At 72.6% G+C, this 19,745-nt stretch carries 15 protein-coding genes; 6 read left to right on the plus strand and 9 right to left on the minus strand.

The window, feature by feature from the left end; genetic code table 11:
* The first annotated feature begins 24 nt into the window (after positions 1-24).
* Together EDF20_RS10615 and clpX are read left to right on the plus strand one after the other, a co-directional pair.
* Complete coding sequence (locus tag EDF20_RS10615; protein ID WP_123548230.1) at positions 25-687, plus strand: ATP-dependent Clp protease proteolytic subunit; 663 nt, start codon at positions 25-27, stop codon at positions 685-687.
* A 161-nt stretch (positions 688-848) separates the two neighbouring features.
* Positions 849-2,129, plus strand: a complete 1,281-nt coding sequence (gene clpX / locus EDF20_RS10620) for an ATP-dependent Clp protease ATP-binding subunit ClpX (RefSeq protein WP_123548231.1) — start codon at positions 849-851, stop codon at positions 2,127-2,129.
* 84 nt (positions 2,130-2,213) lie between these two features.
* Here the strand turns inward: clpX and EDF20_RS10625 are convergent, their stop codons facing one another.
* Positions 2,214-4,280, minus strand: coding sequence for a M3 family metallopeptidase (locus tag EDF20_RS10625; protein WP_133738604.1), 2,067 nt, complete (start codon positions 4,278-4,280; stop codon positions 2,214-2,216).
* 35 nt (positions 4,281-4,315) lie between these two features.
* On the opposite strand from EDF20_RS10625, the gene EDF20_RS10630 reads away from it, so the two are divergent.
* Positions 4,316-5,170 (plus strand): methyltransferase domain-containing protein, encoded by an 855-nt coding sequence (locus EDF20_RS10630; protein WP_133738605.1) that lies wholly within the window; start codon positions 4,316-4,318, stop codon positions 5,168-5,170.
* A gap of 328 nt (positions 5,171-5,498) precedes the next feature.
* Here EDF20_RS10630 and EDF20_RS10635 read toward each other — a convergent pair whose 3' ends face one another.
* Both EDF20_RS10635 and valS read right to left on the minus strand, forming a co-directional pair.
* Positions 5,499-5,753 (minus strand): hypothetical protein, encoded by a 255-nt coding sequence (locus EDF20_RS10635; protein WP_133738606.1) that lies wholly within the window; start codon positions 5,751-5,753, stop codon positions 5,499-5,501.
* Positions 5,753-8,383: a valine--tRNA ligase gene (gene valS, locus EDF20_RS10640; protein ID WP_243833445.1), complete on the minus strand. Its 2,631-nt coding sequence runs from the start codon at positions 8,381-8,383 to the stop codon at positions 5,753-5,755. Before valS ends, EDF20_RS10635 begins: the two co-directional genes overlap by 1 nt.
* Before the next feature lie 283 nt (positions 8,384-8,666).
* On the opposite strand from valS, the gene proP reads away from it, so the two are divergent.
* Positions 8,667-10,211, plus strand: a complete 1,545-nt coding sequence (gene proP, locus EDF20_RS10645) for a glycine betaine/L-proline transporter ProP (RefSeq protein WP_133738607.1) — start codon at positions 8,667-8,669, stop codon at positions 10,209-10,211.
* Between the two features lie 128 nt (positions 10,212-10,339).
* On the opposite strand, the gene EDF20_RS10650 is transcribed toward proP, so the two are convergent.
* From EDF20_RS10650 to EDF20_RS10665, 4 genes are read right to left on the minus strand one after another with little or no spacing between them, the layout of a single operon-like run.
* Positions 10,340-12,109, minus strand: coding sequence for an ABC transporter ATP-binding protein (locus tag EDF20_RS10650; protein WP_133738608.1), 1,770 nt, complete (start codon positions 12,107-12,109; stop codon positions 10,340-10,342).
* A complete protein-coding gene (locus EDF20_RS10655; RefSeq protein ID WP_133738609.1) occupies positions 12,106-12,984 on the minus strand; it encodes an ABC transporter permease in 879 nt (292 codons plus the stop codon). The genes EDF20_RS10650 and EDF20_RS10655 overlap by 4 nt, the downstream gene beginning before the upstream one ends.
* A complete protein-coding gene (locus tag EDF20_RS10660; RefSeq protein ID WP_133738610.1) occupies positions 12,981-14,048 on the minus strand; it encodes an ABC transporter permease in 1,068 nt (355 codons plus the stop codon). The genes EDF20_RS10655 and EDF20_RS10660 overlap by 4 nt, the downstream gene beginning before the upstream one ends.
* Positions 14,026-15,663: an ABC transporter substrate-binding protein gene (locus tag EDF20_RS10665; RefSeq protein ID WP_123548240.1), complete on the minus strand. Its 1,638-nt coding sequence runs from the start codon at positions 15,661-15,663 to the stop codon at positions 14,026-14,028. Before EDF20_RS10665 ends, EDF20_RS10660 begins: the two co-directional genes overlap by 23 nt.
* Before the next feature lie 89 nt (positions 15,664-15,752).
* Between EDF20_RS10665 and EDF20_RS10670 the strand changes: the two genes are divergently transcribed.
* Entirely contained in the window at positions 15,753-16,385 is a 633-nt protein-coding gene (locus EDF20_RS10670; RefSeq protein ID WP_166644800.1) for a TetR/AcrR family transcriptional regulator, read from the plus strand.
* On the opposite strand, the gene EDF20_RS10675 is transcribed toward EDF20_RS10670, so the two are convergent.
* A complete protein-coding gene (locus EDF20_RS10675; protein WP_123548367.1) occupies positions 16,382-16,882 on the minus strand; it encodes a GtrA family protein in 501 nt (166 codons plus the stop codon). The two genes, EDF20_RS10670 and EDF20_RS10675, sit on opposite strands and share 4 nt — an antisense overlap.
* Positions 16,883-17,148: 266 nt before the next feature.
* Here EDF20_RS10675 and EDF20_RS10685 point away from each other — a divergent pair, with 266 nt between their 5' ends.
* Positions 17,149-18,402, plus strand: a complete 1,254-nt coding sequence (locus tag EDF20_RS10685) for an LPXTG cell wall anchor domain-containing protein (protein ID WP_158614680.1) — start codon at positions 17,149-17,151, stop codon at positions 18,400-18,402.
* Positions 18,403-18,469: 67 nt separating this feature from the next.
* Here the strand turns inward: EDF20_RS10685 and EDF20_RS10690 are convergent, their stop codons facing one another.
* Positions 18,470-19,474: a cation transporter gene (locus EDF20_RS10690; protein ID WP_123548243.1), complete on the minus strand. Its 1,005-nt coding sequence runs from the start codon at positions 19,472-19,474 to the stop codon at positions 18,470-18,472.
* Positions 19,475-19,745 lie beyond the last annotated feature (271 nt).

The following is a 19,745-nucleotide window of genomic DNA, read 5'->3' on the forward strand; positions in this document are numbered from 1 at the left end:
GTCAGCAGAGAAAGAGACACACTCATGGAACTTCCGATGATGGGCGGCGCGGGCCGACTGCAGACCCCCAGCTCCCGGTACATCCTCCCCAGCTTCGAAGAGCGCACGGCCTACGGCTACAAGCGCCAGGACCCCTACGCCAAGCTCTTCGAGGACCGCATCGTGTTCCTCGGCGTGCAGGTGGACGACGCCTCGGCCGACGACATCATGGCGCAGCTCCTCGTGCTCGAGAGCATGGACCCCGATCGCGACATCACCCTTTACATCAACTCGCCCGGCGGCTCGTTCACGGCCATGACGGCGATCTACGACACGATGCAGTACATCCGTCCGGAGATCCAGACGGTGTGCCTCGGCCAGGCTGCCTCGGCGGCCGCGGTCCTGCTCGCGGCCGGCCAGCCCGGCAAGCGCCTCGCCCTGCCGAACGCCCGCGTGCTGATCCACCAGCCCGCGACCGGCGGGAGCAGCGGCGGCCAGGCGTCGGACATCGAGATCCAGGCGAAAGAGGTGCTGCGCATGCGCACCTGGCTCGAGGAGACGCTGTCGAAGCACTCGAACAAGACGCCCGAGCAGGTCAACCGCGACATCGAGCGCGACAACATCCTGGGCGCCGACGAGGCTCTGGCCTACGGCCTGGTCGACCAGGTGCTGACCTCGCGCAAGAACCAGCCGGCGCTCACGCGCTAGCCGACCACGCGTCGCGAGCACGACGACGGAGCCCCGGGCGAGCTGCCCGGGGCTCCGTCGCGTCCGGGCCGCAGGTCGGTCCCGGAGTGTCGGGGGATCGGGTTAGGCTCGGTGCACGACGTCCGACAGGGGGCGACGACGATCTCGTAGGGAGGCCGGGCATGGCACGCATCGGTGAGAGCGCTGATCTGCTCAAGTGCTCGTTCTGCGGCAAGAGCCAGAAGCAGGTCCAACAGCTGATCGCCGGCCCCGGCGTCTACATCTGCGACGAGTGCGTCGAGCTCTGCAACGAGATCATCGAAGAGCGCCTGGCTGAGGCGGGCGACGAGCCCACGAGCGAGTTCGACCTCCCCAAGCCCCGCGAGATCTACTCGTTCCTCGAGGAGTACGTCATCGGGCAGGACGCCGCGAAGCGCGCCCTCTCCGTGGCCGTCTACAACCACTACAAGCGCATCCGCGCCGCGTCGACGCTGACTGCGGCCGAGTCCCTCGCCGACGAGGTCGAGATCTCGAAGTCCAACATCCTGCTGATCGGCCCGACGGGCTGCGGCAAGACCTACCTCGCGCAGACCCTGGCCAAGCGGCTGAACGTCCCGTTCGCCGTCGCGGACGCGACTGCCCTCACCGAGGCGGGCTACGTCGGCGAGGACGTCGAGAACATCCTGCTCAAGCTCGTCCAGGCGGCGGACTACGACGTCAAGCGCGCCGAGACGGGCATCATCTACATCGACGAGATCGACAAGATCGCGCGCAAGGCCGAGAACCCGTCGATCACCCGCGACGTGTCGGGCGAGGGCGTTCAGCAGGCACTGCTCAAGATCCTCGAGGGCACGGTCGCCTCCGTGCCTCCCCAGGGTGGTCGCAAGCACCCTCACCAGGAGTTCATCCAGGTCGACACGACCAACGTGCTCTTCATCGTCGCCGGGGCGTTCTCCGGCCTCGAGGACATCATCTCCAACCGTGCGGGCAAGCGCGGCATCGGCTTCGGCGCCCCCCTGCACAGCAAGGAAGACGAGGCGGCCCTCTTCAGCGAGGTCCTCCCTGAAGACCTGCACAAGTTCGGGCTGATCCCCGAGTTCATCGGGCGCCTCCCGGTCGTGACGACGGTGACGCAGCTCGACCAGGCCGCCCTGATGCAGATCCTCACCGAGCCGAAGAACGCCCTCGTGCGGCAGTACCAGCGCATGTTCGAGATCGACGGGGTCGAGCTGCAGTTCGAGCACGAGGCCCTCGAGTCGATCGCCGACCTCGCCGTCCTGCGTCAGACCGGTGCCCGCGGCCTCCGGGCGATCCTCGAAGAGGTGCTCGGGCCGATCATGTTCGACGTCCCTTCCGACGACACCGTCGGCACGGTCGTCGTGACCCGCGCCTCCGTGCTCGAGAACGCGGCGCCGACGATCGTTCCCCGTCTCGTGGACGAGCGCGTCGAGAAGTCGGCCTAGTCCCGCCGCCTCCCCGCGCCTCCTGAACGCCCCGGCCCCTCTGGTCGGGGCGTTCGCGTGCGTGTCCCCGCGATGTCGACGGGGTCAGGCGAGGCCGCGGCGCTCCAGCAGCGGCTCGACCCGAGCGTCGCGGCCACGGAAGTCGCGGTAGGCCTCGAGGGGGTCCTTCGACCCGCCGACGCCGAGCAGACGCGCCCGGAACCGGTCGCCCGCTTCCCTGCTCAGTCCGCCGTTCTCCTCGAACCACTCGACGGCGTCGGCGTCCAGCACCTCGCTCCAGATGTACGAGTAGTAGCCCGCGTCGTAGCCGCCCGAGAAGGTGTGAGCGAAGTACGTGCTCGAGTAGCGAGGGGGCACCTGCGGGCGGTCCAGGCCGACCGCGGCCAGCGCCTCCTGCTCGAACGCCTCGACGTCGTCGACCCGGTCGGCCTGCTCGGGCGACAGCCTGTGCCACGCCTGGTCGAGCAGGGCGCTGGCGAGGTACTCGCTCGTCGCGAAGCCCTCCCCGTAGGTGCGCGAGGCGACGAGCTTCTCGACCAGCTCGCGGGGCATCCGCTCGCCCGTGACGTGGTGGACGGCGTAGTTCTCGAGCACCTCCGGCCAGAGCATCCACATCTCGTTGACCTGGCTCGGGAACTCCACGAAGTCGCGGAACACGTTCGTGCCCGAGAACGACGGGTAGGTGACCCGGGCCAACAGGCCGTGCAGGGCGTGGCCGAACTCGTGGAACAGCGTCGTCACCTCGTCGAGCGTGAGCAGGGTCGGCGAGCCGGCCGCGGGCTTCGAGACGTTGAGGTTGTTGACGACGACAGGCGGCAGGCCGAGCAGGTCCGACTGCGACACGAGCGGGTTCATCCACGCCCCGCCGCGCTTCGAGTCGCGGGTGTAGAGGTCGAGCACGTACAGGCCGACGGGCGCGCCGCCGTCCTCGGTCACCTCGAAGACCCGGGCCTCCGGGTGCGGGCCGACGAGGTCCCGCCGCTCGGCGAACTCGAGGCCGTAGAGGCGGGAGGCGGCGTGGAAGACACCGTCGTGCAGCACGCGGTCGGCCTCGAAGTAGTCGCGCATCGCGGCCGTGTCGACGTCGAAGCGCTCGGCACGGACCTTCTCGGCCCACCAGGCCCAGTCGGAGGCGCGGACCTCGCCGCCGTCGGTGTCGCTTCCGCTGCCGCTTCCCGCCTCGCTCGAGGCGAGCTGGCGCAGATCGGCGAGCTCGGCGGCGGCGTTCCGGGCCGCGGGCACCGCGAGCCGGCCGAGCAGCTCGGCGACGGCTGCCGGGCTGCCGGCCGTCTCGCCCGCCGTCACCCAGGAGGCGTGGTCCGGGAACGCGAGCAGGACGGCGCGCCGGGCCCGGAGCCGAGCGATCTCGAGCACGAGCGCCCGGGTGTCGTGCTCGCCGCCCCGCCGTCCGCGCGACAGGGAGGCGGCCATCACGCGCTCCCGCAGCGCCGGGTCGTCGAGCGACGCCAGCAGCGGGTGCCCGGTGGGCAGCACGAGCGACACGACCCAGGCGTCCTCGAGCCCGCGCTCCCGTGCCGCCTCGGCTGCCGCCCCGAGCTGGCCCTCGGTGAGGCCGCGCAGCTCGGCAGGGTCGTGCACGACGACCGCGAGGTCGTTCGTGTCGGCCAGCAGCGCCTTCTCGAAGCGGGTGGTCAGGGTCGAGAGCTCCTGGTTCAGCCTGCGGAGCACCTCCTTGTCGTCGTCGCCCAACGCGGCACCGGCCCGGCCGAAGTCGGCCACGGTGCGCTCGAGCAGGTAGCGCTGCTCGGCCGTGAGGTCGAGCTGGTCGCTCCTCGCGTCGAGAGCCTCGAGGCGACGCCACAGTCGGGGGTCGAGGCGGATCGCGTCGGCGTGCTCGGCGAGCCGCGGGGCGAGCTCGAGCTCGAGGGCGTCCGTGACGTCGTTCGAGTCGCTCGACGCCTTGTCGAAGAACGCGTGCTCGACGCGGGCGAGGATCCGCCCGCTGTGCTCGAGCGCCTCGAGGGTGTTCGCGAAGGTCGGCTCGGTCGGGTCCGTCGCCATCGCCTCGAGCTCGGCCCGCTGCTGCTCGAGGCCGGCCTCGAACACCGGCAGCCAGTCGTCGTCGGTGATCTCGGCGAAGGGCGGCAGCGCGTACGGCAGGGAGCTCGGCTCGAGGAACGGGTTCGTCATCCGCCCACACTAGGAGGCTCGCTAGGGTCGGGCACATGAGCGAACCGACCGCACCGCGCGAGCCGACCGCACCGGGCGGACCCGCCGCACCGCGCGCGACGTACACCCACGGGCACCACGAGAGCGTGCTGCGGAGCCACGCGTGGCGCACGGTCGAGAACAGCGCCGCCTACCTCGTGCCGCACCTGCGCCCCGGGCTGTCGCTGCTCGACGTCGGGTGCGGGCCGGGCACGATCACCGTCGACCTCGCCGAGCGGCTCGCCCCGGGGCGCGTCGTCGGGGTCGACGCGGCGGCCGGGATCGTCGCGCAGGCCGCCGGGCTTGCAGCCGAGCGCCGGGTCGAGAACATCGAGTTCGTCACGGCCGACCTGTACGAGCTTCCCTTCGACGACGACACGGTCGACGTCGTGCACGCGCACCAGGTGCTCCAGCACGTAGCGGATCCCGTCGGGGCGCTCCGCGAGATGCGTCGAGTCGCCCGGCCCGGGGGAGTCGTCGCCGTGCGCGAGGTCGACTACCACGGCACCATCTGGGCCCCGGAGTCGCCCGGCCTCGACCGGTGGATGGACGTCTACCAGCAGGTGCACCGCGGCAACGGCGGCGAGCCCGACGCCGGGAGGCGCCTCAAGGGCTGGGCGCTCGAGGCCGGCCTCGAGGCGGTCGTCAGCACCGCCTCCTCGTGGTGCTTCGCCTCGGACGAGGAGCGCACCTGGTGGGGCGACAGCTGGGCCGCGCGCGCGACGGAGTCCGCGTTCCACGGGGACGCGATCGCGAAGGGCGTCGCGACCGACGCCGAGCTGCACGCGATCGCGGACGCGTGGCGCGCGTGGCGGGACGCGCCCGACGGGTGGCTGCTCATGCCGCACGGCGAGATCGTCGCCCGAGCATGACCCGCGTCTCGGCGAGCTCCGTCCGCAAATGCCGACCGCGGCCTCTCCCATAGCGGGAGATCTGGGTACAGCACACGCTGAGGAGGCTCCGCGGTCGGCGTTTGCGAAGGTGCGGGGTGCGAGGTGCGAGGTGCGGGGTGCGGGGTGTCGGGTGCGAGGGGCGACGTGCGAGCAGTGTCGGGGGCAGAACAGGGCAGAGGCGGGGAACACGGAGAGCGAGAGGGATCCGCGGCCGCGGGAACGGTCTGCAGGGGCAGACCGGCCTCGGCGGGGCGGATCCCTCTCGGATCACGGGGGTGAGGACGCGGAGGTGGGCGCCCGGCCCGGGTCAGTCCTCGTCGGGGGCGTCATCGGGCGCGTGCACGTGTGCCTCGCCCGTGACGGCGTCCACACGGATCACCGTGCCGTCGTCGAGCTCGACGACGGGTCGGTGCTCGAGGTACGTGAGCGTCCAGCGCCAGGACGACGCGTCGACGCCCTCGTCGGCGAGCTCGCGCTCGACCTGGGCGACCGCGCCGAGCACGGGGGCGGGGAGGCTGGCCGGAGCCGCGCTTCCCACGGTCCAGCGCGTGCCGAGCTGCATCAGGCGCCCGCAGCCGGGGTCGCTGCCGCCGCAGCAGGCGCGACCGCCGCCTCCGGCAGCTCGCCCAGCTCGATCGCGGTCACCGCCAGCGACTCGCCCTCGACGAAGCCCAGCGACTGGATCTTGCCCACGGCGGCCAGGTCGGAGGCCGCCCCGCGGAGCACCTCGAGCTGGTCGGCCGGCGCCGAGATGGTCGCCGAGACGACGGGCGTCTTCTGCGAGGCCTTGGCGTCGGACTTCGCCCGGCGGACGCCGATCAGCGCCTCGCCGACGAGGCCGAGCAGGCCGGTGGGCGCGCCCACCTCGCCGAGCTCGGCTGCCGTCGGCCAGGAGGCGCGGTGCACGGAGTCGTCGTGCGTCCACGACCACACCTCCTCCGTCGCGAACGGCAGGTACGGCGCCAGCAGGCGCAGCAGGCCGTCGATCGTCGTGCGCAGGGCGAGCACGGCCGAGGCCTGCTCGGCCGGCGTCGTCGCCCCGTAGGCGCGCTCCTTGACGAGCTCGAGGTAGTCGTCGCAGAAGGTCCAGAAGAACTTCTCGGTGACCTCGAGCGCACGGGCGTGGTCGTAGCCCTCGAGCGCCTCGGTGGCGGTCGAGACGACGGCGGCGAACGACGCGAGCAGGTCGCGGTCGAGCGGCTCGGTGATCGAGAACTCGCCCGACGGCAGCTCGAACGAGTACACGAACTTGGCCGCGTTGAGCACCTTGATCGCCAGGCGGCGGCCGATCTTGATCTGCTTCGGGTTCTGCGGGTCGAAGGCCGCGTCGGTGCCGAGCCGGCTGGAGGCGGCCCAGTAGCGGACCGCGTCGGAGCCGTGGTCGTCGAGCATCGCGGCGGGCGTCACGACGTTGCCCTTCGACTTCGACATCTTCTTGCGGTCCGGGTCGACGATGAAGCCCGAGATCGAGGCGTCCGTCCACGGCACCGTGCCGTGCTCGAGCTGCGACCGCAGCGCCGTCGAGAACAGCCAGGTGCGGATGATGTCCTGGCCCTGCGGGCGCAGGGAGTACGGGAACACGAGCTCGAACAGCTCAGGGTCGGCCTCCCAGCCGCCGGCGAGCTGGGGCGTGAGCGACGAGGTCGCCCAGGTGTCCATCACGTCGAGCTCGCCCTGGAACCCGCCGGGCACGCCGCGCTGGGACTCGTCGTAGCCGGGCGCCGGGTCGCTCGACGGGTCGACGGGCAGCGACGCCTCGTCGGGCACGATCACGTCGTCGAAGACGGGGTTGCCGTCGGCGTCGAGGGGGTACCAGACGGGCAGCGGCACGCCGAAGAAGCGCTGGCGCGAGATGAGCCAGTCGCCGTTGAGGCCGTTGACCCAGTTCTCGTAGCGCACGCGCATGAAGTCGGGGTGGAAGCCGACCTCGCGGCCGCGCTCGAGCAGCGACTGCTGCAGGGCCTCGTCGCGGGCGCCGTTGACGATGTACCACTGGCGGGTCGAGACGATCTCGAGCGGCTTGTCGCCCTTCTCGAAGAACTTGACGGGGTGCGAGATCTTGCGGATCTCGCCGATCAGCTCGCCCGAGGCCGTCAGCTGCTCGACGATGGCGGCCTTGGCGCTGAAGACCGTCTTGCCGGCGAGCTGGGCGTAGGCCTCGCGGCCCGCCTCCGACTCGATCGCGGCCGGGGCCTCGCTGACGAAGCGGCCGTCGAAGCCGATCACGGCACGGTTCGGCAGCTGCAGCTCGCGCCACCACACCACGTCGTTCGTGTCGCCGAAGGTGCAGACCATGGCGATGCCCGAGCCCTTGTCGGGCTGGGCGAGGTGGTGCGCCACCACGGGGACCTCGACGTCGAAGAGCGGCGAGCGCACGGTGGTGCCGAAGAGGGCCTGGTAGCGCTCGTCGTCGGGGTGCGCGACGAGGGCCACGCAGGCGGGCAGCAGCTCGGGACGCGTCGTGTCGATCAGCACGTCGCCCTCGCCGTCCGTGCGGTGGAAGGCGAGCTTGTGGTACGCGCCCGGCACCTCCTTGTCCTCCAGCTCGGCCTGCGCGACCGCGGTGCGGAAGGTGACGTCCCACAGGGTGGGCGCGTCGGCCTGGTAAGCCTCGCCGCGGGCCAGGTTGCGGAGGAACGCCTTCTGCGCCATCGCCTGCGAGCGGTCGTCGATCGTGCGGTAGCTCTGGGTCCAGTCGACCGAGAGGCCGAGCTTGCGCCAGACGTCCTCGAACTGCTTCTCGTCCTCGACGGTGAGGCGCTCGCAGAGCTCGACGAAGTTGCGGCGCGAGATCGGCACCTGGTCGGCGGCCTTCGCCGACTTGCCGTCGCCGCCCTCGAACGGCGGCGTGAACGACGCGTCGTAGGGGAGCGACGGGTCGCAGCGCACCCCGTAGAAGTTCTGCACGCGACGCTCGGTCGGCAGGCCGTTGTCGTCCCAGCCCATCGGGTAGAAGACGCTGGCGCCGCGCATGCGCTCGAAACGCGCCTTGACGTCGGTGTGCGTGTAGCTGAAGACGTGGCCGATGTGCAGGCTGCCCGACGCGGTCGGCGGCGGGGTGTCGATGGAGAACACGGAGGCGCGGGTCGCCTGGTCACGGTCGAACCGGTAGGTGCCCGACTCCTCCCAGACCTGGCCCCAACGGGCCTCCAGCCCCTCGAGGGCGGGCTTCTCGGGCATCGGTGACGTCATGGGCTGCTCCGGTTCTGTGGGCGGCGCCGTGTCGGTGGGGAGGCGCCTGGTTGTGGGACTGCCCCAGTGTACGCGCGGCGGGGACGGCGGCCGGGGCGACGACGAGGGGCGGCGACAGGGCGGCTGCGGAGGAGGCGTCATGGTCGTCGTCGACGAAAAGTGCGGTCAGGGCACTGTTGCGACCACTGCACTGGATCTGACATGCCGGTCTCTGTTAGCCTCGTCCGGTTTTGCCCGACACCGTGGTCGCGCTCCGTCCGACCACCCGGAGGTATCCCGACACATGGCCTTACGCAAGAACGACACCCGCAAGAACAGCCCGGAGGCCGCGCGCCGCGAGCTCACCACGGACGACGTCACCGTCGTCGAGGAGTCGATGCTCAAGCGCGCCGTCAGCGCCGCCGCGCTCGGCAACGCCATGGAGTGGTTCGACTTCGGCGTCTACGCCTACATCACCACGACCATCGCGCAGGTCTTCTTCCCGCCCGGGAACGACGCCCTCAACATCCTCTTCACCTTCGGCACCTTCACCGCGGCCTTCGTGGTCCGCCCGATCGGCGGCGCGTTCTTCGGGCCGCTCGGCGACCGCATCGGCCGGCAGAAGGTGCTCGCCATGACCATGATCCTGATGGCCGCGGGCACGCTGGCGATCGGCCTCATCCCGTCGTACGCGACCATCGGCATCTGGGCCCCGATCCTGCTGCTGCTGGCGCGCCTCCTGCAGGGCTTCTCGACCGGCGGCGAGTACGGCGGCGCCGCGACCTTCATCGCCGAGTACTCGCCCGACAAGCGCCGCGGCTTCATGGGCTCGTGGCTCGAGTTCGGCACCCTCGGCGGCTACGTGCTCGGCGCCTCCCTCGTGACCGCCCTGCAGCTCGGCCTGAGCGAGGAGGCGCTGCTCGGCTGGGGCTGGCGCATCCCGTTCATCGTCGCCGGGCCGCTCGGCCTGATCGGCCTCTACCTGCGCCTCAAGCTGGAGGAGACCCCGGCGTTCCAGAAGCAGCAGGCGGAGGCGTCGGAGCGCGAGCACCAGAAGGTCCCGTTCCTCACGCTCTTCCGTGAGAACTGGCGTGCGCTCATCGTCTGCGTGGGCCTCGTGCTGGTCTTCAACGTGACCGACTACATGCTGCTGTCGTACATGCCGACCTACCTGACCAACACCCTCGGCCGCGACGCCACGAGCGGGCTGCTCTTCATCATCGTGGTGATGGTGCTGATGATGCTCGTCATCACGTTCGGCGGGCGGCTCAGCGACCGCTTCGGTCGCCGGCCCGTGCTCTTCGCCGGCTGCATCGGGTTCCTGGTGCTGTCGTTCCCGGCGCTCCGCATGGTGCAGAGCGACAACGGCGTGCTGTCGTTCGCGGGCCTGCTCGTGCTCGGCCTCGTGCTCGTCACCTTCACGTCGACGATGCCCTCGACGCTGCCCGCGCTGTTCCCGACGATCATCCGCTACGGCGCCCTCGCGATCGCGTTCAACGTGTCGGTGTCGCTCTTCGGCGGGACCACCCCCCTCGCCACGGAGGCGCTGGTCGTCTGGGCAGAAGGCCGCGGCTTCGGCTGGGCCCACGACATCCCCGCGTTCTACCTGATGGCCGCCGCGGTGATCGGCCTCGTCGCCGTCTCGTTCACCAAGGAGACGGCCAACGAGCCGCTGCTCGGCTCGGGCCCGTCCGTCGCGACCGACGCCGAGGCCCAGGAGCTGATCGCCGCGTACTCGGACGAGTCGAGCGACGTGTCGAAGTCGGACTGGGCGCTCGCGTTCGCGGAGTCGGGACCGATCCAGGTCGTCCGCCCGCCGGCCGACGACGAGGCGTCCGCGAAGGCATAGCGCCCCGCGTCCCCCTTCACGTCGAGACCCCTCGGACGCGCGCGCACCCGCGTGCGCGGCGAGGGGTCTCCGTGGTTCTCGGGGTGTCGGCGCAGCGGCGCGGGGCAGCGCGGCAGGGCGGCCCCGCGCTAGGGGCGCGCCGCGAGCAGGGCCCGCGTGTGCTCGTGCCGGGGAGCCGCGAACACCTCGGCCGTCCGGCCCTGCTCGACGACCCGCCCGTGCTGCATCACCGCGACGCGGTCGGCCATGTGCCCGACGACGTCGAGGTCGTGCGAGATGAGCAGGTAGGCCAGGCCCTCCTCGCGCTGCAGGTCGTCGAGCAGGTCGAGCACCTGGGCCTGCACCGAGACGTCGAGGGCCGACACCGGCTCGTCGCAGACGATGACCCTCGGGCGTGCGGCCAGGGCGCGGGCGATCGCCACGCGCTGCCGTTGACCTCCCGACAAGGAGGCGGTGCCCCGGTCGGCCAGGTCGGCCGCGAGCCCGACCCGGTCGAGCAGGGCGACCACGTCGCGACGGAGGGCGCCGCTGCCGACGCGCGTGCGGTCGCCGCCCGTGAGCGCGTCGGCGAGCAGCCTGCCCACCGGCAGCCGCGGGTCGAAGGAGCTCGCCGGGTCCTGGTAGACGGCGCCCAGCAGCCGGCGTCGGGCACGGCGGTCCCGTTCGTGCAGCGGTGTCCACGGCTCGCCGAGCAGCTCGACCGTGCCGGCGTCGGGAGCGTCCAGCCCGAGCAGGAGGCGCGCGGTCGTCGTCTTGCCGCTCCCGGAGGCGCCCACCAGGCCGAGCGTCTCGCCCGCGCGCAGCTCGAGGGAGACGTCGTCGACCGCGACCCGGTCGGGCACCGCGCCGCGCGCCGGGAACACGCGGCGGAGGCCGCTCGCGGAGAGCACGACGGGCGCGGCCGGCGTGTCGAGCGCCCGTGCCGCCGCCGTTTGCGCTTCGGCACGCGATGAACTGCGTTCCGGACGATGAACCGGGACATGTCCCGGTTCATCGTCCATAACGCGGTTCACGGAGGACGACACGGCACGAGTCGGCGCTTCGGCGGCTGGCGCGGGCTGATCCGCGTCCGGCGGCGTGCCGGCGCTCGCGGCAGCCGGCGCGGACAGCTGCGCGCCGCGGGGCGCCCCGGCAGGCAGGGCCGCGACGAGCATGCGCGTGTACTCGTGCTCGGGCGCGTCGAGCACCTCGGCCGTCGGCCCGGTCTCGACGACCTCGCCCGCCCGCATCACGACGACCCGGTCGGCGAGTCGGCGCACGACGCCGAGGTCGTGGCTGATCATCAGCACGGCCGTCCCCCCGTCGCGCAGCGCGCGCAGCCGGTCGACGACGACCCGCTGCACCTCGGCGTCGAGCGCTGTGGTCGGCTCGTCGGCCACGACCAGCTCGGGCCGGACGGCGAGGGCTGCCGCGATCAGCGCCCGCTGGCGCAGCCCGCCCGACAGCTCGCCCGAGCGGGAGCCGAGCCGCGCCTCCGGGTCGGGCATGCCCACCTCGACCAGCGCCTCCAGGGCCCGCTCCCGCCGCTGTCGGGGCGTCAGGCGGGTGTGCAGCCGGAGCGCGTCGTCGATCTCCCGGCCGATCGGGCGGAGCGGGTCGAGCGACACGAGCGCGTCCTGCAGCACGAGGCCCACCCGCGCGCCGCGCACGCGACGCCAGGCGCGCTCGCCGAGGCCGGCGAGGTCGGTCTCGCCGAGCGTCAGCCGGCGGGAGGCGACCGTCCCGCCCGTGAGCCCGAGCAGCGCGCGCGCGGTCACGCTCTTGCCCGACCCCGACTCGCCCACGATCGCGACGCACTCGCCGGCCGCGAGCGTGAACGAGACCCCGTCGACGACCGTGCCGGAGCCGAACGACACGCGGAGGTCGTCGACGACGAGGAGGGGAACGGAGGCGGTCACGAGGCTCCTCCGCCCCGGCGCGCGAGCCCCCGGCCGAGCACCGTCGCCGAGGCGGCGGTCAGCACCACGGCGAGCCCGGGGAACACCGTCATCCACCACGCGCTCGTGACGTACAGGCGGCCCGCCGAGAGCATGGCGCCCCACTCCGGGGCGGGCGGCGGCGCGCCGAGGCCGAGGTAGCTGAGCGACGACGCCCAGACGACGGCCTGGCCGAGGCCCAGCGTCGCGAGCACGACGACGGGCGCGAGGGCGTTCGGCAGCACGTGCCGCCAGAGCACGGTCGCGGGGCGGCGGCCCAGCACGACCGCGGCCTCGACCATGGCCGAGCGCCGGACGCGGACGACCTGGCTCCGCACGATGCGCGCGTAGCCCGGCGCGGTGGCGAGGCCGACCGCGACGGTCGCGGGGAGGGCGCCCGGCCCCGTGAACGCGATGACGACGAGCGCGAGCAGGAGGCCCGGCAGCGCGAACATGACCTCGAGGAGGCGTGACACCGCCACGTCGGCGACGCGCCCCGGCAGGCGCCCGCCCCCGAAGCCCGCAGCCACGCCGAGGAGGACGCCGAGGCCCGTGCCGATCACCGTCGCGGCGGCCCCGATCGCGAGGCTGGCGCCGGCTCCGTGGACGATGCGGGTCCAGATGCCGCGGCCGGACTCGTCCGTGCCGAGGGGGTGCGCGAGCGAGGGCGCCGTGAACGCGTCCGTCGGCGAGACGGCCAGGGGATCGGCGGGGGCGAGCAGCCCCGGCGCGATCGCCGCCACGACGACGAGCGCGAGGGCGACGGCGGCGACGACCTCGGGGACGCGGAGGCGCGGGCGAGGCGATCGGGTGCGGAGCCGGCCACGCGCCGGCCGGGTGCTCGACACGACGCTCACGACGCCCGCGCCCGAGGGTCGACGAGCCGCTCGGCCAGGTCGCCGAGGGCCACGACGACCACGTACGAGAGCGCGGAGGCGAGGGCCACGCCGGTGACGAGCGGGATGTCCCGCAGCGTCACGGCCCCGAGCAGGGTGCGGCCGAGGCCGGGCCGGGCGAAGACCGACTCGACGACGACCGCCCCGCTCAGCAGCGAGCCGAAGGCCCAGCCGGAGAGGGCCAGGCCGGGCAGGGCGGCGTGCCGCAGCAGGTGCCGCCCGAAGAGCCCGGAGGTCGACTCGCCCCGGGCGCGGGCGGAGAGGGCGAACGGCGACGAGGCCGCGTCGAGCAGGGAGTCGCGCGTCACCTGGCCGAGGAACCCGGCGACGGGCACGGCCAGCGTCACCACCGGCAGCACGAGGCCGATCGGGGTGCCCGTGCTCACCGGGGGCAGGAGGCCGAGCTGGGTGCTGAGCACCAGCACGAGCACGCTGCCGAGCCAGAAGTGCGGCACCGCGGCCGCCACGACCTCGAGGCCGGACGAGACGGCGGCGGCGACCCGGCCGCCCAGCGTGGCCCACCAGGCGGTCCCCAGCGCGATCAGCCAGGCGACGGCGAGCGCGCACGCCGCCAGCACGACCGTGCCGGGCAGCTGGTCGAGCAGCAGCGCGCCGACGTCCGTGCGGAGCGAGTACGAGGTGCCGAGGTCGCCGGTCGCGAGACGGCCGAGCTGGGCCAGGTACTGCAGGAGGAGGGGGTCGTCCAGCCCGTACTGCTCGCGCACCAACGCCAGCGCCTCGGCCGACGCCTGCGACCCCGGACCCCCGAGGATCGCCTCGGCGGGGTCGCCGGGCACCAGCCGGATCGCGAAGAAGACCATGGTCGCGACCGCCCAGAGCACGACCACGCCGCCGACGACGCGACCGGCCAACCACCGGGCCGCCGCTGCCGCGCGCCCGCGCCTCCTTCGCTCCGTCCCCGCGGGCGACGGCGAGGACGCGTCGTCGGTGGTGGGGGGAGCGGTCGAGGAGGCGCGGCTCGCCGCGGCGTCGCGCCCCGGCTCAGTCGGTACGGGAAGCGTCATACAGGGTGACGGCCGAGACCGGCGGCAGGGCGCGGACGCCGGTCACGGACGAGCGCACGAGGTAGTGGTTCTGCTGGTCGTAGAGCGGCAGCACCGTGTAGCTCTCGAGGACGATCTCCTGTGCCTGCTGGTAGAGGTCGGCCCGCTCGTCGGGGTCGCTCGTCTGCGCGGCGTCGGTCAACAGCTGGTCGAGGTCAGGATCGCTCAGCTGCGCCAGGTTGGCGAAGTAGCCGCTCGGCGCGGGCGTGATGCCGGCCGTGTCGTAGAGGATGCGCAGCACGTCGGGTCCGACCTTCGTGTACGGAGCGCTGACCAGGTCGTAGTCGTTCTCGGCGAGGGCGCCGTACCAGCTCGACAGGTCGAGGGGAGACAGCACGACCTCGATGCCCAGCTGCTTCGCGCCGGCCTGGATCTGCTCGAAGAGCGACTGCTCGGCGGGGATCGACTGGTTCGTGCTCACGGGGAACTCGAGGGAGAGGCGCTCGCCGCCCTTGGTGCGGTAGCCGTCGGAGTCGCGCTCCGTCCAGCCGGCCTCGTCGAGCAGGTCGCCGGCGGCGTCGGGGTCGACGTCGAACAGCGACTCGTCCGAGTACGCGAGCGGCTCGACGCTCGAGAGGGGCGAGTACGACCGCTCCGCCGTGCCGAAGAAGAGCGAGTCGATGCCGTCGTTCACGTCGACCCCGGTGATGAAGGCCTGACGCACTCGCTCGTCGTCGAAGGGCGCCTTGCCCGAGTTCAGCTCGATGCGGTTCGCGGCGCCGGGGCGGGGCGCGTCGATCTCGTCGAGCGAGTCGTCCTTCTCGGCGGCGACGAGGGTGTCGGGCTGGACGTTGTCGATCACGTCGACCTGCCCGGCCTGGAGGGCCGCGTAGCGGGCGGCGGAGTCCGGGACGAAGCGCCAGACGACCTCGTCGAGGTGGGCGGGGCCGTCGTGGGAGGCGTCGGCGGGCGGCGACGAGTAGTCGTCGTTGCGGCTCAGCACCACGCGGTCCTGCTTGGTCCAGGACTCGACCACGAAGGGGCCCGTGCCGACCGGCGACTCGCAGTTCGCCTCCTGGGAGCGCTCGAGCGCCTCCGGCGACTCCATGGCGAGCCACGGCTGCGTCAGCGACTCGAGCAGCGCGCTGTCGGGCTCGCTCAGGTCGAAGCGGGCGGTCCGGGCGTCGACGGCCTCGACGCCGGTGACCTTCTGCAGGGCGAGGTAGCCGGTCGACGAGAGCGTCTCGGGATCTTGCAGGTGCGCGACGTTCGCGGCGACGGCTGCCGCGTCGAAGGGTGTGCCGTCGGTGAACGAGACGCCGTCGCGCAGGGTGAAGGTCCAGCTGAGGCCGTCGTCCGACTCCTCCCACGAGTCGGCGAGCCACGGCACGATCTCGCCCGCCGAGTCCTTCGACACGAGCGACTCGAGGTACTGCGTCGAGACGAGAGCCTGAGGGTAGTTGCCGCCGACGTGGGGGTCGAGGCAGGTGGGCTCGGCGTCGCCCGTGGCGTAGGTCAGGGTGCCGCCGGCCCGCGGGGTCCCGTCGTCGGACGAGTCGCCGCCGGGGGCGCAGCCCGCGAGCAGCAGGGCGCCGGCCGAGGCGAGGGCGAGCAGGGGCAGTGAGCGCGTGCGCATGGGGCTCCGGAGGTGTGCGGCGAGGTGGGTTGGTTTGTTGAACTGGGTACAACAAGGCCGTGGACGAGTCTAGCGGCATGATTGACCCCATGTCAGACGAGACGACGTCCCGCAGCGCCCGGCCCTCGGGACGGCCGCGACGGTCGTCGGCCGACGTCCTCGCCGACGCCGCGGCCGAGCTGTTCCTCGAACAGGGCTGGTCCCGCACGACGGTGGACCAGATCGCGCAGCGGGCAGGGGTGAGCCGCGGCACGTTCTTCAACTACTTCGAGTCGAAGGCGGACACGTTCTGGCTCGACCTCGACGCGACGGCGGCGGGCCTCGGGGACGCCCTCCGCGCCTCCTCGGGCACCTCGCCCGTGCGGCGGGTCGAGGCCGCGCTCGTGCAGCTCGCCGCCGCGCACCCTGCCGACCGTGTGCCGTGGGCCCTCACCCAGTCGGACGCGATGGGCCTCGGCGACGACCTCGTGTCGTCGGCGGCCGTCCGCGTCGTGCGGATCCGCGCGACGGTCGCGTCGTTCCTCTGCGAGACTGCCGGCGCGCCGCGCGGGGACGTGGGGGCCGAGGTGGCGGCGTCGGCGCTGCTGGCGGCGGCGGCCACCGCCGTCGTCACGTGGGCGCGGACGGGCGTGCGCCGACGACCACTCGACGAGGAGGTGGCGGCGGCCCTGGCGCCCGTGGCCGACGGCCTCGCGCGCACCGACCGCCTCGCGGACGGCTAGGCCGTGGGGGTGGAGGCGGTCGAGGGCGAGACGGGGGACAGCACGTCGTCGAGCTGGGCGCGCTTCGGGAACACCCACTTGTTCATCGCCCAGTAGCGGAAGACCATCGCCAGCATCGTGCCGATGACGGGGCCGCTGACGAAGTCCGCGATCTCCTGGGTCGTGCGCGAGACCTGGGGCACCTCGAAGCCGAGACCATAGCGCGACAGGTACAAGGGGGCCGAGTTGATCGCGACCCCGATGACGCTGACGACGACGAAGAGCAGCATCTCCTGGCCGGTGTGGCGGTCGCCGCGGTCGTCGAACGACCACTTCTTGTTCATCCAGTACGACACGACGGTCGCGACGATGATGCCGAGCGACAGCGCGGTCACGGGGTGCTGGGGGATGACGAAGAGCTTGAGCCCGTAGTTGATCACCATGGTGATGACGAAGCCGATGCCGCCGACCACGAGGAAGCGGAGGGCGGAGGGGTGGGCCTTGGCCAGCCGGATCATCGTGCGCACGGATCGACGCTACAGGGGCTCCCTAAGAAGGCGCCGGGCGTTGTCCCCTCCGCGCAGGCGAGTGGTCCGGTCGGTCGGGGAGATGAGGCGGGTCGGTCGGGAGGATGACTTAGGGCAACGGTCCGGTCACGGCATGAGGATCGCTCGTCACGTGCCCCTACTGTGAGCGGAGGACGGCCTCACGAGGCCGGGAGCGCCGTGCTCGGGGGTGGGTCGAGGGCACGGCGGCCACCTCGACTCACACGAGAGAGAAGATCATGAAGAACACTGTGTCGGCCGCCGTGGCGCTGCCGACTGCCATCGTCATCGCCCTGGGGGGACTCCTGATGACGACGCCCGCGGCACATGCCGAGACGGCGCCCGTCGAGCAGGCCGACGGGGCGGCCGCCCCCGTCGCGGTCGACGCGCCCAGCGTCGCCGCGGAGCCGGATGCCGCGTCGGACGTCGGGGACGCGACGCCCGCCGAGCCGTCCCCGGAGGAGGGCGACGCAGGGACCGCCGTGGAGGCGCCGGACGCCGAGGAGGTGCCCGACGGCGAGGTCGCGCCTCCTGTCGTCGAGGCGCCTGTCGCCGAGGCACCGGTCGCCGACGGGGGCGTCCTGACGCCCGCGGAGGTGCCGGTCGTCGAAGACGAGGCGGCAGCCGACGAGGCAGCAGCCGCGCCCGGCTTCGAGGTCACGTCCCCGACTGCGGAGGGCGAGCTCGCGTTCCGCGGCGGCGTCGTCGTCACCGGGACCGTCCCGGAGGGCAGCAGCGTCAGCATCGTCGTGAGCAACGGGACGTCGCTCCGGGCTGCGGTCACGGGGACGACCTTCCGCGAGGCGATCGCCATCGACCCCGCTCCGTTCATGGTCGACTACCAGGTGACGGTCACGGCGTCCGCGGCCGACGGGAGCCCGCTCGGCTCGATCGTGCGCGAGGTCCTCGTGCTCGGGCAGCTGGCCTCCGACGCTCCCGTCATCACGTCGCCCGTCGACGGATCGCAGGTGGACGGGGACGTCGTGCCCTTCGGGGACACCGACACGCGGAGGTTCGTCGTCTCGGGGACGGGGACGCCGGGAGAGCTCCTGGACATCGAGCTCCTGATGCTCGACCCCGAGACGGGCTGGGGATACGGGCACGACCCCGTCTCCGTCGGGGCGGACGGCACCTGGTCGACCCCGGTGTGGCTCCCGGTGGGCCTCGCACGCGTCTCCATCGCCCAGCAGTCCTACGACGAGGACGGATTCGCCACGACGCTGCCGTCGGCGTTCGCGAGCATCGACGTGCGGGTCGGGCCGGAACCGGCGCCCGTCGTGCTGGCGCCCTCGGCACCGGCGCCCGTCGTGCTGGCGCCCGTCGTCGCCCCGAGTGCCGTCCGCCCGGCCGCCGTGGTCCCGCGGACGACGTCCTCGCTGGCCCACACGGGCACGGACGAGGCGACCCCGTGGGCGGGAGCGCTCGGCCTCGGGCTGATGCTCGCGGGCCTCGGCGGAGTCGGCGTGGCCCGGCGTCGAGCGCGGCGCGCCTGACGCACGGACACCACGGAGGGCCCGTCTCCTGCTCGGAGGCGGGCCCTCCCGTGTGGCGGAGCAGACGTCAGCGACGCGGCTGCAGGCTCGGCTCGTCCGGCGTCGAGAGGGTGAGCACCGCCTCCTCGACGACGTCGTGCTCCTCCAGCTCGCGCTCGACGCGGCGGAGCGCGACGGCGACGTGCTCCTCGGTGTCGTCACCCGTCATGTCGACGGCGGCGACCAGGTAGAGGCGGCTCGGCCCGACGAACTCCGTGTGCAGGTAGGTGACGCGGGCGATCTCGGGCCGGGCGAGCAACCGCTCGAGCACCGTGGTCTCGAGCTCGTCGCTCGGGCTCTCGCCGACCAGGAACCTGCGGTTGCGGTCGACGAGCACCAGGGCGACGACCCCGAGCAGCACGCCGACGAGGATCGAGCCGACGGCGTCGAACACCGCCGAGCCCGTGACCTGGTGCAGGAAGATGCCGAGGAACGCGATCAGCAGGCCGACGAGAGCGGCGGCGTCCTCGGCGAAGACGGCGCGCAGGGTCGAGTTCGAGCTCCGGAGCACGTAGCGCAGGGTGGGCACCTGCCCGGCCCGGGCGCTGCCGCGGGCCTGGCGGAAGGCCTGGAGGAACGACGTCCCCTCGAGGAGGAAGGCCACGCCGAGCACGACGTAGTTGACGAGGTAGTCCTCCGCCTCCTCGGCAGCGCCGAGCTGGGAGATGCCGTGTTGGATCGACACCACGGCGCCGACGGTGAACAGCCCGAACGCCGCGAACATCGACCAGACGTAGGTCTCCTTGCCGTAGCCGAGCGGGTGGTCGTCGTCCCTCTTCTTCACGCCCCGCTTGTCGGCGATGAAGAGGAAGATCTCGTTGCCCGTGTCGGCCCACGAGTGCGCCGACTCGGCCACCATCGACGCGGAGCCCGTGAGGAACGCCGCGACGGTCTTCGCCACGGCGATCAGCAGGTTCGCGAGGAACGCCACGATCACCGTCGTCGTGCTCTCGGGCTTCGGCGCGGACCCGGCGCCGGGCTCGGTGGGCGGCTCGGTCGCCGCGGACGGCGCCGCGGAGGGCTCTGGTGTCATGCTGCCGATTCTGCACTGCCTGCACCTGATCGCGTCCCGCCTCCTCGGCTCGTATGATGGACGAGCACTGATCCGGCCATCACCGGGGAGCACTCGGCAGAACGCGTCGATCGTCCCGACACCGGGGCAGGAGGCGTCACTAGACCCGAGCGGGGCAGGCCCGTCACAGCCGCAGCAGAGAGGTCGTCCCGCCAGGGGCGGCAAGCGAGGTGGTACCGCGCCGACCGAGAACCCTCGGCAGGCGTCCTCGTGGACGGACATCCGCAGCACC

Source organism: Frigoribacterium sp. PhB116 (genome assembly GCF_004364285.1).
GTDB lineage: Bacteria > Actinomycetota > Actinomycetes > Actinomycetales > Microbacteriaceae > Frigoribacterium.

What these genes read in the sequence shown, in the direction of transcription:
- EDF20_RS10615 (WP_123548230.1), top strand. Translation starts at nt 25, where the DNA reads ATGGAACTTCCGATGATGGGCGGCGCGGGCCGACTGCAGACCCCCAGC.
- clpX (WP_123548231.1), top strand. Translation starts at nt 849, where the DNA reads ATGGCACGCATCGGTGAGAGCGCTGATCTGCTCAAGTGCTCGTTCTGC.
- EDF20_RS10625 (WP_133738604.1), bottom strand. Translation starts at nt 4,280, where the DNA reads ATGACGAACCCGTTCCTCGAGCCGAGCTCCCTGCCGTACGCGCTGCCG.
- EDF20_RS10630 (WP_133738605.1), top strand. Translation starts at nt 4,316, where the DNA reads ATGAGCGAACCGACCGCACCGCGCGAGCCGACCGCACCGGGCGGACCC.
- EDF20_RS10635 (WP_133738606.1), bottom strand. Translation starts at nt 5,753, where the DNA reads ATGCAGCTCGGCACGCGCTGGACCGTGGGAAGCGCGGCTCCGGCCAGC.
- valS (WP_243833445.1), bottom strand. Translation starts at nt 8,383, where the DNA reads ATGACGTCACCGATGCCCGAGAAGCCCGCCCTCGAGGGGCTGGAGGCC.
- proP (WP_133738607.1), top strand. Translation starts at nt 8,667, where the DNA reads ATGGCCTTACGCAAGAACGACACCCGCAAGAACAGCCCGGAGGCCGCG.
- EDF20_RS10660 (WP_133738610.1), bottom strand. Translation starts at nt 14,048, where the DNA reads ATGACGCTTCCCGTACCGACTGAGCCGGGGCGCGACGCCGCGGCGAGC.
- EDF20_RS10665 (WP_123548240.1), bottom strand. Translation starts at nt 15,663, where the DNA reads ATGCGCACGCGCTCACTGCCCCTGCTCGCCCTCGCCTCGGCCGGCGCC.
- EDF20_RS10670 (WP_166644800.1), top strand. Translation starts at nt 15,753, where the DNA reads ATGTCAGACGAGACGACGTCCCGCAGCGCCCGGCCCTCGGGACGGCCG.
- EDF20_RS10675 (WP_123548367.1), bottom strand. Translation starts at nt 16,882, where the DNA reads ATGATCCGGCTGGCCAAGGCCCACCCCTCCGCCCTCCGCTTCCTCGTG.
- EDF20_RS10685 (WP_158614680.1), top strand. Translation starts at nt 17,149, where the DNA reads ATGAAGAACACTGTGTCGGCCGCCGTGGCGCTGCCGACTGCCATCGTC.
- EDF20_RS10690 (WP_123548243.1), bottom strand. Translation starts at nt 19,474, where the DNA reads ATGACACCAGAGCCCTCCGCGGCGCCGTCCGCGGCGACCGAGCCGCCC.